The organism is Nosocomiicoccus ampullae, assembly GCF_019357495.1.
Taxonomy (GTDB): Bacteria; Bacillota; Bacilli; order Staphylococcales; family Salinicoccaceae; genus Nosocomiicoccus; species Nosocomiicoccus ampullae.
In genome coordinates this window covers 788,179-802,923 of sequence record NZ_CP079110.1, presented here as the reverse complement: position 1 = coordinate 802,923, position 14,745 = coordinate 788,179, and the positions used below count along the sequence as shown (strand labels likewise).

16 protein-coding genes are annotated in these 14,745 nt (G+C 30.7%); 2 read left to right on the top strand and 14 right to left on the bottom strand.

Annotated features, from left to right (window positions below):
• Nucleotides 1-15 precede the first annotated feature (15 nt).
• From KPF49_RS04120 to KPF49_RS04060, 13 genes are all read right to left on the bottom strand, one after another.
• A complete protein-coding gene (locus KPF49_RS04120; RefSeq protein ID WP_183674779.1) occupies nt 16-585 on the bottom strand; it encodes an ECF transporter S component in 570 nt (189 codons plus the stop codon).
• Complete coding sequence (locus KPF49_RS04115; protein ID WP_183674782.1) at nt 582-2,279, bottom strand: sensor histidine kinase; 1,698 nt, start codon at nt 2,277-2,279, stop codon at nt 582-584. Before KPF49_RS04115 ends, KPF49_RS04120 begins: the two co-directional genes overlap by 4 nt.
• Nucleotides 2,276-2,986 carry a response regulator transcription factor gene (locus KPF49_RS04110; RefSeq protein ID WP_183674785.1) on the bottom strand — a complete coding sequence of 237 codons (711 nt, stop codon included), beginning with the start codon at nt 2,984-2,986 and terminating at the stop codon, nt 2,276-2,278. The genes KPF49_RS04115 and KPF49_RS04110 overlap by 4 nt, the downstream gene beginning before the upstream one ends.
• Nucleotides 2,987-2,998: 12 nt before the next feature.
• Nucleotides 2,999-4,204, bottom strand: a complete 1,206-nt coding sequence (ccsA, locus tag KPF49_RS04105) for a cytochrome c biogenesis protein CcsA (protein ID WP_183674788.1) — start codon at nt 4,202-4,204, stop codon at nt 2,999-3,001.
• Nucleotides 4,205-4,209: 5 nt separating this feature from the next.
• Nucleotides 4,210-5,868, bottom strand: a complete 1,659-nt coding sequence (locus KPF49_RS04100) for a cytochrome c biogenesis ResB family protein (RefSeq protein ID WP_183674793.1) — start codon at nt 5,866-5,868, stop codon at nt 4,210-4,212.
• A gap of 11 nt (nt 5,869-5,879) precedes the next feature.
• Nucleotides 5,880-6,413 (bottom strand): redoxin domain-containing protein, encoded by a 534-nt coding sequence (locus KPF49_RS04095; protein WP_183674796.1) that lies wholly within the window; start codon nt 6,411-6,413, stop codon nt 5,880-5,882.
• Between the two features lie 82 nt (nt 6,414-6,495).
• Nucleotides 6,496-7,227: a pseudouridine synthase gene (locus KPF49_RS04090; protein WP_183674798.1), complete on the bottom strand. Its 732-nt coding sequence runs from the start codon at nt 7,225-7,227 to the stop codon at nt 6,496-6,498.
• Nucleotides 7,220-7,765, bottom strand: coding sequence for an SMC-Scp complex subunit ScpB (gene scpB / locus KPF49_RS04085; protein WP_183674965.1), 546 nt, complete (start codon nt 7,763-7,765; stop codon nt 7,220-7,222). Before scpB ends, KPF49_RS04090 begins: the two co-directional genes overlap by 8 nt.
• Nucleotides 7,756-8,472, bottom strand: a complete 717-nt coding sequence (locus KPF49_RS04080; protein WP_219490059.1) for a segregation and condensation protein A — start codon at nt 8,470-8,472, stop codon at nt 7,756-7,758. Before KPF49_RS04080 ends, scpB begins: the two co-directional genes overlap by 10 nt.
• Nucleotides 8,473-8,609: 137 nt before the next feature.
• Nucleotides 8,610-9,782, bottom strand: coding sequence for a phosphopentomutase (gene deoB / locus KPF49_RS04075; RefSeq protein WP_183674801.1), 1,173 nt, complete (start codon nt 9,780-9,782; stop codon nt 8,610-8,612).
• Nucleotides 9,783-9,799: 17 nt separating this feature from the next.
• Nucleotides 9,800-10,693: a site-specific tyrosine recombinase XerD gene (gene xerD / locus KPF49_RS04070; RefSeq protein ID WP_183674803.1), complete on the bottom strand. Its 894-nt coding sequence runs from the start codon at nt 10,691-10,693 to the stop codon at nt 9,800-9,802.
• A complete protein-coding gene (gene fur, locus KPF49_RS04065) occupies nt 10,686-11,129 on the bottom strand; it encodes a ferric iron uptake transcriptional regulator (protein WP_221265265.1) in 444 nt (147 codons plus the stop codon). The genes xerD and fur overlap by 8 nt, the downstream gene beginning before the upstream one ends.
• 97 nt (nt 11,130-11,226) lie before the next feature.
• Entirely contained in the window at nt 11,227-11,778 is a 552-nt protein-coding gene (locus tag KPF49_RS04060) for an NUDIX hydrolase (protein WP_183674809.1), read from the bottom strand.
• 81 nt (nt 11,779-11,859) lie between these two features.
• On the opposite strand from KPF49_RS04060, the gene KPF49_RS04055 reads away from it, so the two are divergent.
• Nucleotides 11,860-12,837, top strand: coding sequence for an aldo/keto reductase (locus tag KPF49_RS04055; RefSeq protein ID WP_183674812.1), 978 nt, complete (start codon nt 11,860-11,862; stop codon nt 12,835-12,837).
• Nucleotides 12,838-12,853: 16 nt separating this feature from the next.
• Here KPF49_RS04055 and rnz read toward each other — a convergent pair whose 3' ends face one another.
• Entirely contained in the window at nt 12,854-13,777 is a 924-nt protein-coding gene (rnz, locus tag KPF49_RS04050; protein WP_183674815.1) for a ribonuclease Z, read from the bottom strand.
• 97 nt (nt 13,778-13,874) lie between these two features.
• Here rnz and KPF49_RS04045 point away from each other — a divergent pair, with 97 nt between their 5' ends.
• Nucleotides 13,875-14,720: an effector binding domain-containing protein gene (locus tag KPF49_RS04045; RefSeq protein WP_183674818.1), complete on the top strand. Its 846-nt coding sequence runs from the start codon at nt 13,875-13,877 to the stop codon at nt 14,718-14,720.
• The last annotated feature ends 25 nt before the right edge of the window (nt 14,721-14,745 follow it).

Genomic DNA, 14,745 nt, shown 5'->3' with positions numbered 1-14,745 from the left:
GACAACACTTTTATATTAGTGTTGTCCTTTTTCATTTTGTTTCTTTAAAATTGGGATAATTTTTATATGAACAAAGTAAATCACCAATCCAAGTAAAATACCTTTAACAATATTAAATGGAATAATTCCAGCAGTGACTAATGTCTTCACATTCTCAAAAACATCTCTTTGATCAAGAATCATTCCATATAACGGAAGTAATATAAAATAGTTTAGTACTGATAATACAAGTGTCATAGCAATAGTACCGGCAATTATACCGATAACAAGAGATTTTTTTGTTTTTGTTCTTACGTACACTAAATATAAAGGTAATAAATAGCTTAGTGATGCAAGTAAGTTAGCAATCGGTCCAATTGGTTCACTTGATACTATAAATCCATAAATAATTATCTTTATAACAATAATTAATACTCCAACACCTCCACCAAAAACTACAAAACCAACGTAAGCTGGTAAGTCACCAATATCAAATTTTAAAAATGGTGGAAAAAATGGTAATGGAATGCTTATTAACATTAAAATAAATGAAATTGCAGATAAAATACTAATCATTAATATTTTATACGTATGAAAATTCTTCATTGTTGCCCCTCTTTACTTAGAGTAATTATAAAAGTTGTGCCATTATTGTATTCACTCTCAACATCTATTGTACCATTATGTTTATTAACGATACTTTTTACGATACTTAATCCAAGCCCAGTACCTTGTTTACCACGAGTTCTTGCTTTATCTTCTTTAAAAAATCGTTCGAAAATACGATTTAATGTTGATGCTTTCATACCGATTCCAGTATCGGCAATTTTAATAGTAATATCATTCTTATTTTCGTTAAGAGTAATTATGATAGAATCACCAGAAGTTGTGTAACGTATCGCATTATCAATTAAATTAGTAAATACTTGATACATTTTATCATAATCAAAAGGGAATATTGGATTTTCTAACTTATTTACAATCTCAAAATTCAAATCATTATCTTTTGCTTCATAATTAAATCGTTTTTCAATATCATTCATAAGTAAATTAAAATCATTATCTTTAATATTAAATAATTCGGAATTAAACTCAAGTTTATTTACTTCAATTAACTCATTAATTAAATGATTCATTCGATCAGATTCATCTTTAATAATACTAAGCATATTATTAACTTCTTCTTTATCAGTAACAATTCCATCTAATAGTGCTTCACTATAACCAGTGATCATGACCATAGGTGTTTTTAATTCATGAGAAACGCTCGATATAAATTCTGCACGCATATCTTCTAGTTTTTTCTCGCTCGTAATATTGCGAATAGTAACTGTCACACCGATATTTTCGGAATAGACGACTGGTGTAAAGAATATTTCAACGTACGTATCCTCGTTTATCGATTCAGTTATTGAAAATGACTCAAAATCGTCTTTTGCTCTATCTAAATATAGATTAATCGTATCGACAAGAGATTGTTGTTGAATGATTTCTTTTAACCAAATATCGCCTTCTTTGTTTCTAAAAATAGTATTATTATTTTTATCGAAAAATAAAATACCATCGGAAATCGAAGTAAATATAGACTCTCGTAAATTTTTTTCATGTTCTAAATTTCTAATATTATCTTTAATATCTTCACTCATTTTGTTAAATGCAAGAGTCAATTCACCAATTTCATCAAAACTTTTTACGTCGAGTTCACTAAACTGTCCACTCGCCATTTTTAAAGAGGCATCTCTTAGAGCAATTAGTGGATCTGTAATTTTACGAATGAGTAAAAATGAAAATAGTGTTGTCACAATAAATATAATAAACGCACTAATAGAAATAATCATCGTAATATCACGAATCGATTTATAAATCGGAGACATATCAGAGTATTTAATGAGTAGCGTATCAGTATCATAATACTGTGACATATTTAAAACTTTAGCCATATACTCTTTATTTTCACCATGTTTAATAAAAAGCGTATCACTGTTTGATTCTCTATCATTAATAATATAATCAAATATTATTTTATCAGTTTCAGAGTTTGCTGATACGTAACGACCATTTTGATAGACGATTAAATTGTTTTCTGTATGCACTTTTTGAGTATTTATTGCATCTTCATGATGCATTAAAATTTCTTGCTCAATACGTTCTAAATCATTTAAAAGATTATTTTCACTATTATTTAAAGCATAATTTTTAAAGTAAAACGTTAAACTTATAGACAATATAATTAAAACTGCGGTAACTATTACAATAATAGTAAACCACAGTTTTACGACTAAACTATCTCTTAAGTTCATTCAGAAACCACGAATTTATAACCAATTCCCCAGACAGTTTGAATCATTAAGCTTGCATCTACTGATACATCGCTTAACTTTTCCCTTAATCGTTTAATATGAGTATCTACAGTTCTTAAATCTCCATAGTACTCATAATTCCAGACCTCTTTTAATAATTCTTTACGATCAAATACTTTATCTGGGTTTTCAGCTAAAAATAATAGTAATTCATATTCTTTAGGTGTTAAATTGACATATTGTCCATCAACAGTTACTCGGTGTGCATCATTATCAATCTCTAAATGTTCAAAAATTATTATATCACGGTTATTTGTATCAAATTTCATATATGCTGTTTCAGATGATCGCTTTAATATTGCTTTTGTTCTTTGCAACACTTCTCGTGGTGAAAAAGGCTTTTTTACATAATCATCTGCTCCAGCCTCAAAGCCTTCTAAAATATCATTCTCTTCACTTTTTGCTGTGAGTAAGAGAATCGGAGTGGATTTATGTTGTCTTAACTCTTTTGTTACTTCAATACCATCTTTACCTGGCATCATAATATCTAAAATAATCAAGTCAAAATCTTCATTTAAGGCGAGTTGTAAAGCTTCTTCGCCATTTTCTGCTTCAGAGACTTCAAAATCATCTGTTTCTAAATAAAGAATAACGAGTTTACGAATTCTTTCTTCATCATCGACAACTAAAATCTTACGTTTAGGCATATAATCCCACCTTTAAGCATATGAATGTAAGCCAGCAACAATCAGGTTAATTGCAACTAAGTTAAAGAGTATTAAGAAGAATCCAGCGACAGCTAACCATGCTGATTTTTCTCCCTCATAGCCTCTATTGATACGTAAGTGTAGAAAAATTGTGTAGAACATAAACGTTATAAAAGCCCATGTTTCTTTAGGGTCCCAACCCCAGAATCTACTCCATGCAGCTTGTGCCCATATTGCAGCAAAGAATAGTCCACCTAATGCAAATAATGGGAAGCCGATAATTACTGAACGGTAACCAATGTCATCCATTAAATTTAAATCAGCCTTATTAGCAAGTGGCTTAAATAACGTATAGAGTCTTCTTCTTGCTATTAAACGAAGTAATCCATAAATAATTAAGCCAACTCCAACTGACCAAATGACTGTGTTTAATGAGTGTGCTTTTATAATTGGTGGTAATTCAATTCCAGTTGTAAAATGATCAGCCTTATCATATTCATTTCCACCGATATTTTTAACAGGAATGGAATCGTCATAATTTACTAAGCTCGGTAAGTGATATGTTACAACTGCTTCTTCACCTTGTTGATTTACATAAAAGAAATCAGCTTCATAATTCACAATCCCTCTCATAACAATCATCATTATCATAAATGTAAAGATAACAATGACAAAATAAGAAATACCTTCTAAGAAAAATGTTCTCCATGACTTTTCATCTGCAGGTACAATTTTTATTAAGTAAATAATACCTGCAACTGCACTCATCGATAAAATTCCGTATGAAATTGTTACTGTGATTACGTGAATAGCTAACCAGTTACTTTGTAATGCTGGGATTAATGGTGCAACATCTGTTGAGAAAAGTGCACCATATACAAGTAATAATAACGAAATAGGAATTGCAAATAATCCCAATACTTTCGTTTTATAATAATGATATGTGACGAGATAACCAAATATAAGCATAATTGAGAACATCGCAATAAACTCAAATAAGTTTGACACCGGTGCATGTCCAGTCGCTAGCCATCTAAATATAAAGTAAGTTAGTTCTAAAATAAATGCGATTGTAACTATCCAAACTGCGATATTTGCATATCTAGAAGATCTTTTAGAGCTAATACTCATACCGAGTGGAATAAGCGAAATTAGCAGTAATATAAATCCGATATAAATAGATATATTACTGATTTGTAAAAATAAATGATCTGACATAAATATTATCCTTTCATTCGTTCATCATGAACTTTAGAATCACTGTCTACTACTTTTCCTAAATTGTGTTTTTCAAGTATTTCATTAATTTCTTTTGAAATACTATAATAATTACGGTTCGTATGAGCAGCGAGTGTTAAACCATTATCAGAGTTAATCCATATACGTCTATGATTAATATATGATCCTATGAACACTCCAATGAGGAATATAATAAATCCTGAAGCAATCAAGAACAATGTTTTATCTTTTTTCAATGTTAGAACGCTAGCCATTTCGTTTTCCATCGATACAAATTTCACATTATACATATTGTCTTTTGATATCTCTGTCGTATTTTGTATTTGTATTAATGAATACTCTTCATTATTATCATTGTCTTTAACTTCAAAAATAAATGCTGGATTTCTTGGGACCGGAGTCTGTGAAATTAATCCACCATTAGAACCGATTTCTAGAAAGTCTGGAGCATATGCTCTTAGACGAATGTCAAAATCAGTATTATCTGTACCTTTAACCGTGAATTCCTCTTCAGGGTCTTTTAAGTTAATTTCAAATGGCTCAGAAACGACATTTCCATCATCATCTTGTAATTCAAATGTCATAGATTTCATTGCAGAATTATCAAAACTTGATTGATATAAATGATAACCATCAAATTTAAATGGATGGTTTACCTTAATTTCCGCACGATCAATTTCTTTTAATTCCGGTTCTGACCCGACGATATCTGAAGATTCATTTTCATAAAATGTAATATTTGTTTGATAATTACTCGCAAGTGCTCCTTGATTTTCTAGTGACTTATCAAAGACGGTCCCTGCGTCTTTATCATACGTATCAACAATAAACTCATCATTTTTAATATAGTATTTACTATCAGTTCCAGGTAATTTGACCGTTTCACCTTCTGACGCATAAACGAGTTCATCTAAATACATTCCTGGGAAGAATCTAAGCATACTACCGATCAGTAAAATTATAAGACCAGTATGGTTAATATAAGGGCCGTATCTTGAGAGACGACCTTTTTCAAGTAAATAAGAGTTCTCTTCTTTACGTACATTGTATCTTTTTTTCTCTAAATCTTTGACTAAACTCTCTACATCATCTTTTGATGCCTCTTCATTATGTAAATATATTCGTTGTCTTTTGTAGTACGAAGGGTGCTTTTTAACACCTTGATTTTTTAAAGATTTAAATAATGGTACACCGCGGTCAATTGACGCTGCAATAATTGATAATGCAAGCATCGCATTTAAAAGTAAAAACCACCAAGAAGAATACAAGTTATGGAATCCTAAGTTGTAGTAAAGTGTACCAAAAGTTCCATAATGCTCTTTATAATAATCTGCGGCATCAACACCTACAGGAATGAAATACTCTTGAGGTAAAATTGTACCAATTGCTGATGCTATTGCGATTAGTGCAATAATAATTACACCATTACGAATGGATGTGAAAAATATCCAAATCTTATCAAATACAGAAGAAGATCTTACCTTAGAGCGGACCGCACTTCCATCATATCTCATAACGTCTTTTATTTTCTTTTTGTCATAATCATCATTGATTAATAACCCGCATGACTGACAAAGTTGAGTCCCTGGTGGATTGACATGACCACAATGTGGACATTCAATATATTCATTTTCTTTAGACATGTTCACTCACCTTAATCTGTTACTTCATTAATAAAGTCTTGAATATCCTCTTTAGTTAATTGATATTCTTGTTTTTTAACAATTTTATTGTTTTTATCAACCGCAATAGTTGTAGGTAATGGGCCTACATTATATGCTTGAGTTACACTGCGATCTTTATCCATAGCCATTGGAAGGCTAATTTCTTCTGGTAATCCAGATAAGAACTGATTAATTTGTTGACTATTTTCAGAGACGTTCACTGTAATAATAATGAAATCATCATTATCAGCAGTAACATAAGCTTCGTTTAAATCGGGCATCTCTTCACGACATGGTTTACACCAAGTCCCCCAAAAATTTAAAATAACTCCCTTATCTTTTGTTATATCATATAAGTGAACATCTTCACCATCAGTTGTCTTTAATTTAAAGTCAATCGCAGTATCACCAACTTTTGTCGATTGATTTTTAGAACTAAAGTTAAACCATAATGTGGCAGCTGTTAAAATAACGATGCCTACAATTATCGTAATACGTAATATATTTCGCGCTTTCTTATTCACTCGCTATAGCCTCCTAGAAATATATAATTAAATTATAACAATAAATCAATAGCTGATTAGTCACAAATATGACAAATTTGAATCATTTTGAAACTGCTTTAGCATGACCAATCAACTTTTTCACTTCGTGTGGCGTTAAAAATCTATAATCACCAGTTGGTACTCCCTCGATTGTTAAAAAATCATAACCGATTCTTTTCAATTTTTTGACTTCAGCACCGAAGTATTCAAACATACGTCTTACTTGATGATTTCTACCTTCAATTATCGTAATTTGAACAATCATATCCATACTTTTTTTATCTCGAATAATTTCGACTCTTGCTGGTGCTGTTTTACCATCTTCTAACATAATTCCGTATTCTAATTCTTTTAATTCTTCATTAGATAAGTTACGATCAATTTTTACACGATATGTCTTTTCTACTTCGTAACGTGGATGTGTCATGTAATTTGTAAATTCACCATCATTAGATAAAAGTAGAATACCTGACGTATCATAATCAAGACGGCCAACAGGATAAATTCTAGTGTTCAAGTGGTCGAATTTATCGACGACTGTGCGTCGATCTTTATCATCCTCTACTGTAGAAACTTCTCCTGTCGGTTTATGATATAAAATGTAAATTGGTTCCTCATTTTCAATTTCAATTCCATTCACTTGAACTTTGTCCTTTGGACCGACAAAAGTTGCGAGTTCTTTACATACTTCATCATTTACTTTTACTTGACCATTTAATATTAAAGCTTCTGCTTTTCTTCTTGAAGTAATTCCGGCATCTGCAATTTTTTTATTTAATCTTACTTTACTCATTATCTTCTCCTTTTAAATTACTGAAAAATAGTTCAATATGCTCATCTTCTTCTATTTCATCAGCATTTGGTAAGTCATCGATTTTTTCTAGTCCAAAAACCTCTAAAAATGTTTGAGTTGTTTTATAAAATGTTCGGCGATCATTTTTAATTGCAACTCTTTCGATTAAAGCTTTGTTTAATAACGTATTAATTGGACCATCGGGTGAAACACCTCTTAAGTCTTCAATAACACCTCTTGCTACTGGTTGATTATACGCAATGATAGACAATACTTCCAAGGCTTGATTTGATAGTTTGTTTTTTGGTCGTTCTTCGAGTAATTTTACGACATATTCTTCTACTAAAGGTGTGGTTTTTAAATAAAATATATCATCATATTTTAAAATCATAAAATGTGGCTTATTATACTTCTTTACTTCTTCTTCTAATTCTTGCTCTGTGATTGGTACATGCTTTATCAAAATAGATTCTTTAACACCAATATCTCCTGCTAAGTACAGCATCGCTTCAATAATATCAATCTTCTTTAAATCCATTCTTCTTGTTCCTTTAGTTTTGTAAATATATATTCATTGTTATTATTTTCTACTTTAAATATGTTTAAACTTAAAAATTCAAGCAATGTTAAAAACACTTGAACAACTTGATGATTTTTTACATCTTTTGAAAACAAATCTGTTAAAGATAATTTAGACGAATGTTTAAATTGATCTTCTAAAAATGAAACAGCATCTTCATGTGTATATGATTCAGATTCTATAAAACTTGTAGATGTTTGTACCTCTACTCTTTGTCTTACTTTGTTATATGCGTCCATTAATTCAGATAAAGTAATCGACAACTCTTCATTAACATAAACCTCATCAAATTCATGTGGTGCCTTTACTAGATATTTTTCAGCTTCTTCTTTTAATTGCTTTAATTCTTCAGAGTACATTTTATAGTTTTGATAATCAAGTAACTGGGTAACTAGTTCTTCCCTTGGATCTTCATCAAATTCTTCTAATGGAGGTTCTGGTAGCAACATTTTGCTTTTAATTCTTAATAATTCACTTGCCATCACCAAATATTCGCTAGCAACATTAATTTCTAGTGCGTTCATCTTTTGAATATAATTCATATACTGCTCAGTAAGAACACTCATCGGTATATCATAAATGTCAATTTCTAATTCCCTTATTAAATGTAGTAGTAAGTCAAGTGGACCGTGAAACGCATCGAGCTTAACCTCATAACCTTTCATCCTATACCTCCAACTTTATAATGAAAAAAGACTAAACATAAAGTTTAGTCTCAGACGACGTACATCCAGTACACATAGCCCCATATAAGTGAAACAATTAAAATAAATAAAAACAAGAATATTTTTGATTTATTCATCTATTTTAATTCTCCTAAGAAGCTTTCTCCATGTGTCTTAAATGAAACATCAAAGTTCTCTGCAATTGTAGCTGCGACATCGCTGTATGAATCACGAGCTTTGATTTCCTTAAAGTCTAAATCTTTTTTAGATGTTACGAGTAACGGGACATATTCACGTGTGTGATCAGTCCCTTTAAACGTTGGATCATTACCGTGATCTGCAGTGATAATTAATAAATCATCATCGTCTAATTTATCCAATATTTCTGGTAAGCGGTCGTCAAATTCTTTTAAAGCATCCGCATAACCTTCACTATCTCTTCTGTGACCATATACCGCATCAAAATCTACTAAGTTAGTAAATGATAAGCCTTTAAAGTCTTTATCCATAACATCAAGTAGCTTGTCGACACCGTCCATATTATTTTTTGTACGAACCATATCCGTAATTCCTTGACTGTTAAAGATGTCATTGATTTTACCAACAGCATACACTGTGTAGTCATTTTCTTTTAAGGCATCTAAAACTGTCGGTTCAAATGGACTTAATGCATAGTCATGACGATTTTCAGTACGTGTAAATTTTCCTTTACCTTCTCCAATAAATGGTCGTGCAATCACACGTCCAACTAAAAACTCTTCGGCTAATGTAATTTCACGTACAGTCTCACAAATATCATATAACTCATCAACCGGAATGATATCTTCATGCGCTGCAATTTGTAAAACAGGATCTGCAGATGTATATACTATAATATTACCTGATTCCATATGTTCCTCACCGTAATCATCGATTACATCTGTCCCAGAATAAGGTAAGTTACATACAACTTTACGATTTGTTTTGTCTTCAATTTGACGGATGAGTTCCTCTGGGAATCCATTTGGATAAGTTTTAAATGGTGTTTTAATATTAAGTCCAGCAATTTCCCAGTGACCAGTCATCGTATCTTTACCACGAGAAATTTCACTCATTTTAGTGTAAAATGCTTTATTTTCTTTTACACAATTTACATTTGGTAAGTCATCGATACAACCTAAACCTAATTTTTCCAAGTTTGGTAGCTTTACATCTTTAGATTGTAGTGCATGTTTTAATGTGTGCGCACCGATGTCACCAAACTCTTCTGCGTCCTTTGCTTCTCCAATTCCTACAGAATCTAATACAACTAAATGTATTCTATTAAACATTATTAAACCTTCTTCCTTTATTTTCGAGGATGAAACTCATCATACATCTCTTTTACAGATTTCTTAGATAAATGTGTGTAAATTTGCGTTGTTGCAATATCCGTATGACCAAGCAGTTCTTGGACAATTCTAAGATCTGCACCATTCTCAATTAAATGTGTGGCAAATGTATGTCTAAACGTATGTGGTGTTATGTTTTTTAACACACCACTCATTTGACCATATTTTTTAATCATTTTCCAAACACCTTGTCTAGAAAATGGCTTTCCTCTATTTGTTATAAATAAAGCATCTGTATCATTTGATTTTAACAATTCTATACGAGTGTTTTCAATATATTCTCTAAGTAACCTTGCAACATAATCAGTAATTGGGATAATTCTTTCTTTTTGACCTTTACCCATAACAGAAATAAAGCCCATCTCAGAGTTAACGTCTAATGTCTTCATATCGATTAGTTCAGATACTCGAATACCTGTACCATATAATAGTTCCATCATAACCTTGTCTCGTATGCCTGCTGTTGTCTCTTCAGGTGTATTCAAAACAATCTCCATCTCTTCAATTGACAAACTATCTGGTAACGTTTGTTCTACTTTAATACTATTTAATAAAGCTGCAGGATTTTTCTCAGTTTTTCCATCATTAATTAAAAATTGGTGGAAATTTTTTAAAGTCGATTGTAAACGGGCAAGTGTTTTTGAACGTTTACCTTTTTCTTTTTCAACCTTTAAAAATTGAATAATATCCGTCGGTGTTATTGTATTAAATGTTAATTGACGCTCTTCTAAAAAATTTTGGTATAGAACTAAATCTTGTTTATAAGAGTCTAGAGTACTTTTTGATAAGCCTTTTTCAATCTTTAAAAAAGATAAATAATCATGGACGTCTCTTTCATTTTCTTTATTCATTTGATTCATCCTTTAATTGACACTCTCTACAAACACCATGAAAAGTTAAACGATGGTTTAAAACTTTAAATTTATAATCATGTTCGACTATTTTTTCAACGTCATAAAGTAAATCATCTTCAACTTCAATGACTTTACCACAATTTACACAAATTAAGTGATGGTTGTAATGTTTTGCACCTGATTGTTTAAAATCATAACGGGACACACCATCACCGAAGTTTGCTTTATCAATAATTTTTAAATCGTAAAGTAACTCTAGCGTTCTATAAACTGTCGCAAGTCCTATTTCTGGATATTGCTCTTTTACACGCTGAAATATATCTTCCGCACTTAAATGTTTACTTTTATTCTCTAATAGAACACTAAGTGTCACTTCTCTTTGAGGTGTGAGTTTATAACCTGATTTATGCAATTGTTCTTTTACTGTATTCATTTTCGATTTCACTTGCACCACTCCGATTTTCAATCATAATTATACTAGAAATGGTGCTTATTTAAAATAGTTTAAATAAAATCAGTAAATAAGTCTTTTATTTATAATCATTTGAATATAGAACATGTTGTACACCAATCACTGTTTTTGCATCTCTAAAAGCACCGTTTATCAGTTTCTCTTCTAATTGAGATAATTCAATTTTCTCCAGTTCTAAAAACTCATCTTCATCTAATTGTTGCTGATCTAAAGATAGACCTTTTGCTTCAAATAAATGAATTTTCTCATTTGAGAATCCAGGAGAAACATAAAACTCATGAAGTTTTCTTACATCTTCTGCCACCAGTCCAGTTTCTTCTTTTAATTCTTTAAATGCCGTTTTCTCTGCATCGTCTTCTGGCTCAATTTTTCCTGCAGGAATTTCAAGTAACACTTCTTCAGTTGCGATTCGATACTGTTTTACGAAATACATATAACCATCATGCACTGCAATTATTCCAACAGCACCTTGATGATATACGACTTCACGTTTACTCGTTTCACCATTTGGAAGTTCTACGTCGTAAACATTAACGTCGATAATCTTACCGTTATAAATGCTTTCATTAGATAACTTCTTCTCAATTAATTGCTTATTATTTTGATTCATATTTGTATACCTCTCTATATTCAAAACATTTTTTAAGCTATAATTATTTATATATTAATTGTATACGTTAGGTGTGATATTTTGAAATATTTTGTAACGAAAGATAACCAGTCCATTTCTCAATTTGCTTTAGGATGTATGACTCTACCACTTGATAATCGTGAAGAGTTAAGTGACATTATTAGATTATCCTTTGAAGAGGGAATAAACTACTTTGATACAGCCGATTTATACCAATATGGTAAAAACGAAGCTGTCATTGGCTCATTTCTATATGACTATGGTCAATTTTTTGACTATATAATCGGGACAAAAGTCGGAAATGAATTCGATTCAGCATTAAGAGAAAAAATTAGATGGAATCCTAATGGCGAATATATTAAACAAGCGGTTAATCAGTCTAAACTTAGACTATCTAGAGATGTTATTGATTTATTAATGCTGCATGGTGGAACAATACACGATAACATGGATGATACGATTTCAGCGTTCGAATCTTTAAAAAATGATGGTCATATTAAAAGTTATGGAATATCGACAACGAGAAAAAATGTCATCGACTATTATAAAGAAAATAGTAATCTTTCTGTTTTAATGACACCGCTAAATATTATCGATAATCGAGGCGAAGAATACTTAGACGATAATTATACATTTTTAGCACGAGGACCACTTATGCAAGGCCTTTTAACAGAAGAGTATGATGATGCGTTAAAAACAAAATTTAAACATGGTTATATGGGATATTCTGTCGAAGAATTAAGAGAAATTATCATTATGATAAGAGAATACGGTTATCCACTTGAAGAGATTGCGTATAAATATTTAATTGATAAAAATGTGGTTATCGTTCAAGGTGTTAGCAGTGTCGCTCAATTAAAGAAAAATTTACGACATTACTACAATGCTGAAAGTATTCCTGATGAGGTTGTTGATGAAATCCGCTCTAAAATTAAAACAAAACGATATAAAAATAATCGTCAAATGGAAAATATTAAAAAGGTACAGCCGGATAATAAAAGAAAAGCTTTTAGAATTGGAAAGAAAAATAGTCGCTAAAAAAGCGACTATTTTTCTATATCTTTCTTGGAATTTCAACTTTTAAAAAGTCATGTGCGATTAAAATATCGTTTGGAAGGTTATTTATAAACTGTCTTAAAAAATCTTCTTCATACCTATTACTTATATGTGTGAAAATATATTTTTTAACATTCAAATCTTTTTGAATATCAAGTACTTTATGAATTTCAGAATGATAATAATCATTCGCTTTTTCGTATTCATAATCTAAAAATGTTGCCTCATGGATAATGCAATCTGAATGATTAATTAAATTTAAATAATTGATGTCTTCTACAGGTCTTGTATCACCATGAATCGCAATTTTTCTTCCTTTAATTTCTGGTCCTAAAAAGTCTTTTGTGAAGTAAACTTTATTGTTATACATAAAAGTTTCACTTTCTTTAATTTCACTGTAAATTGGACCAGGTTGAATTCCTTCAGATTTTAATTTATCAACATTTAAAGCACCTTTTTGATTTTCTTCTTTGAAAATATATAAGAAACTGTCAATATTATGATTTAATTTTTTTAAAGTAATGTCTACGTTTTTAACTTTAAACTGATCTCCATCACTAATTTCGATAAAATCTACTGGATAATTTAAAGTCGTTTCACTAACTGAAAATGTAATATCTAACCATTCTTTTAGACCTTTTGGTCCATAAACTGTGAGTGGTTTACCTTCTCCACCTTGATGCGCACGACTTGATAAAAATCCTGGTAAGCCATATATATGATCACCATGTAAGTGAGTAATAAATACATGGTTGATTTTTGATGGTTTAATAGATGTTTTTAGTAACTGATGTTGCAATGCTTCTCCGACATCGATTAAAAAATACTCGTTAATCTCATTTACCATATCTAAAATGATTGACTGAGTTTTACGAGTTTTTGATGGGAGTCCTGCCGCAGAACCTAATATATTTATATACATAGTGACCTCCATATAAAAGTAATCTAATTATAACATAGTATTCTTGTCTTTTAGATATCATCATGGAATAATATAAAGAAGAAAGTAAGGTGACACAGTGGATTCTATACATTTTATTGAGCAGTTTATTGTTTTTATAGAAGATCATTTACGTGAAGATATTAATTTTGACGAAGTATTGATGGATATGGATGTTGAATCAAAAAGTTTTTTAACTTTATTTAATGCATTAGTTGGTATGTCACCGACTGATTATCAAAAACGTCGTCAACTTTCAGAAATCGCATTAGAGGTTTACGAGGGACATCGACGTCTGACAGACATTATAAAATATTATAACCATAAAGATTTAGCAAAATTTAAAAGTGACTATCAAAAAGAATTCGGTATTAGTGTTTATGATACCGATAAATATATAGATAAAATATCACTTCAACATAGAGTTTCATTTGAAATTAACCCAACGACTAAACGAGAGCCGTTTTCTGAAATGCGTTCACTTGAAGGGGTTAGGTTAATCGGTGTGGAAGAATTTTTTAATATGAATGATTATAATCATAAAAAGAAAATGAGATATTTAAACTACCTTTTAAATAGTGGCATTATCGCTGAAATTTTAAAACATAATAATGGATCATTTAAAGGGTTATTTATAATGGAGAGATATAGCTACGGAGATATACAAGTATTTGTCGGAACTGCTTCTGATATGAACACACCGTTTAATTCGACATATATTCCAGCAGGTGATTATCAAATTTTTGAAACAGACGGAAAAGTGTCGACTGAAATAAAAAGTTTATACGAATATATTTTTAGAAGATGGCTCGTTAAAGAAAACAACGATTTAGATCTCACTTTTTCAATTGAACTGATAAAAGGTTTAACACATTCTATCGATGATCCTTCAATTATTCAAGTGTGGCAGCCATATATAGAGTAAATGCCCGTCTATATAAACGGGCATT

Bases quoted from the DNA above. Each gene is read 5' to 3' on its own strand.
- KPF49_RS04110 (WP_183674785.1), bottom strand. From the start codon at position 2,986: ATGCCTAAACGTAAGATTTTAGTTGTCGATGATGAAGAAAGAATTCGT.
- deoB (WP_183674801.1), bottom strand. From the start codon at position 9,782: ATGTTTAATAGAATACATTTAGTTGTATTAGATTCTGTAGGAATTGGA.
- KPF49_RS04060 (WP_183674809.1), bottom strand. From the start codon at position 11,778: ATGAATCAAAATAATAAGCAATTAATTGAGAAGAAGTTATCTAATGAA.
- xerD (WP_183674803.1), bottom strand. From the start codon at position 10,693: ATGAATAAAGAAAATGAAAGAGACGTCCATGATTATTTATCTTTTTTA.
- scpB (WP_183674965.1), bottom strand. From the start codon at position 7,765: ATGGATTTAAAGAAGATTGATATTATTGAAGCGATGCTGTACTTAGCA.
- KPF49_RS04080 (WP_219490059.1), bottom strand. From the start codon at position 8,472: ATGAAAGGTTATGAGGTTAAGCTCGATGCGTTTCACGGTCCACTTGAC.
- KPF49_RS04090 (WP_183674798.1), bottom strand. From the start codon at position 7,227: ATGAGTAAAGTAAGATTAAATAAAAAAATTGCAGATGCCGGAATTACT.
- KPF49_RS04115 (WP_183674782.1), bottom strand. From the start codon at position 2,279: ATGAACTTAAGAGATAGTTTAGTCGTAAAACTGTGGTTTACTATTATT.
- ccsA (WP_183674788.1), bottom strand. From the start codon at position 4,204: ATGTCAGATCATTTATTTTTACAAATCAGTAATATATCTATTTATATC.
- rnz (WP_183674815.1), bottom strand. From the start codon at position 13,777: ATGTATATAAATATATTAGGTTCTGCGGCAGGACTCCCATCAAAAACT.
- KPF49_RS04120 (WP_183674779.1), bottom strand. From the start codon at position 585: ATGAAGAATTTTCATACGTATAAAATATTAATGATTAGTATTTTATCT.
- fur (WP_221265265.1), bottom strand. From the start codon at position 11,129: ATGAATACAGTAAAAGAACAATTGCATAAATCAGGTTATAAACTCACA.
- KPF49_RS04100 (WP_183674793.1), bottom strand. From the start codon at position 5,868: ATGTCTAAAGAAAATGAATATATTGAATGTCCACATTGTGGTCATGTC.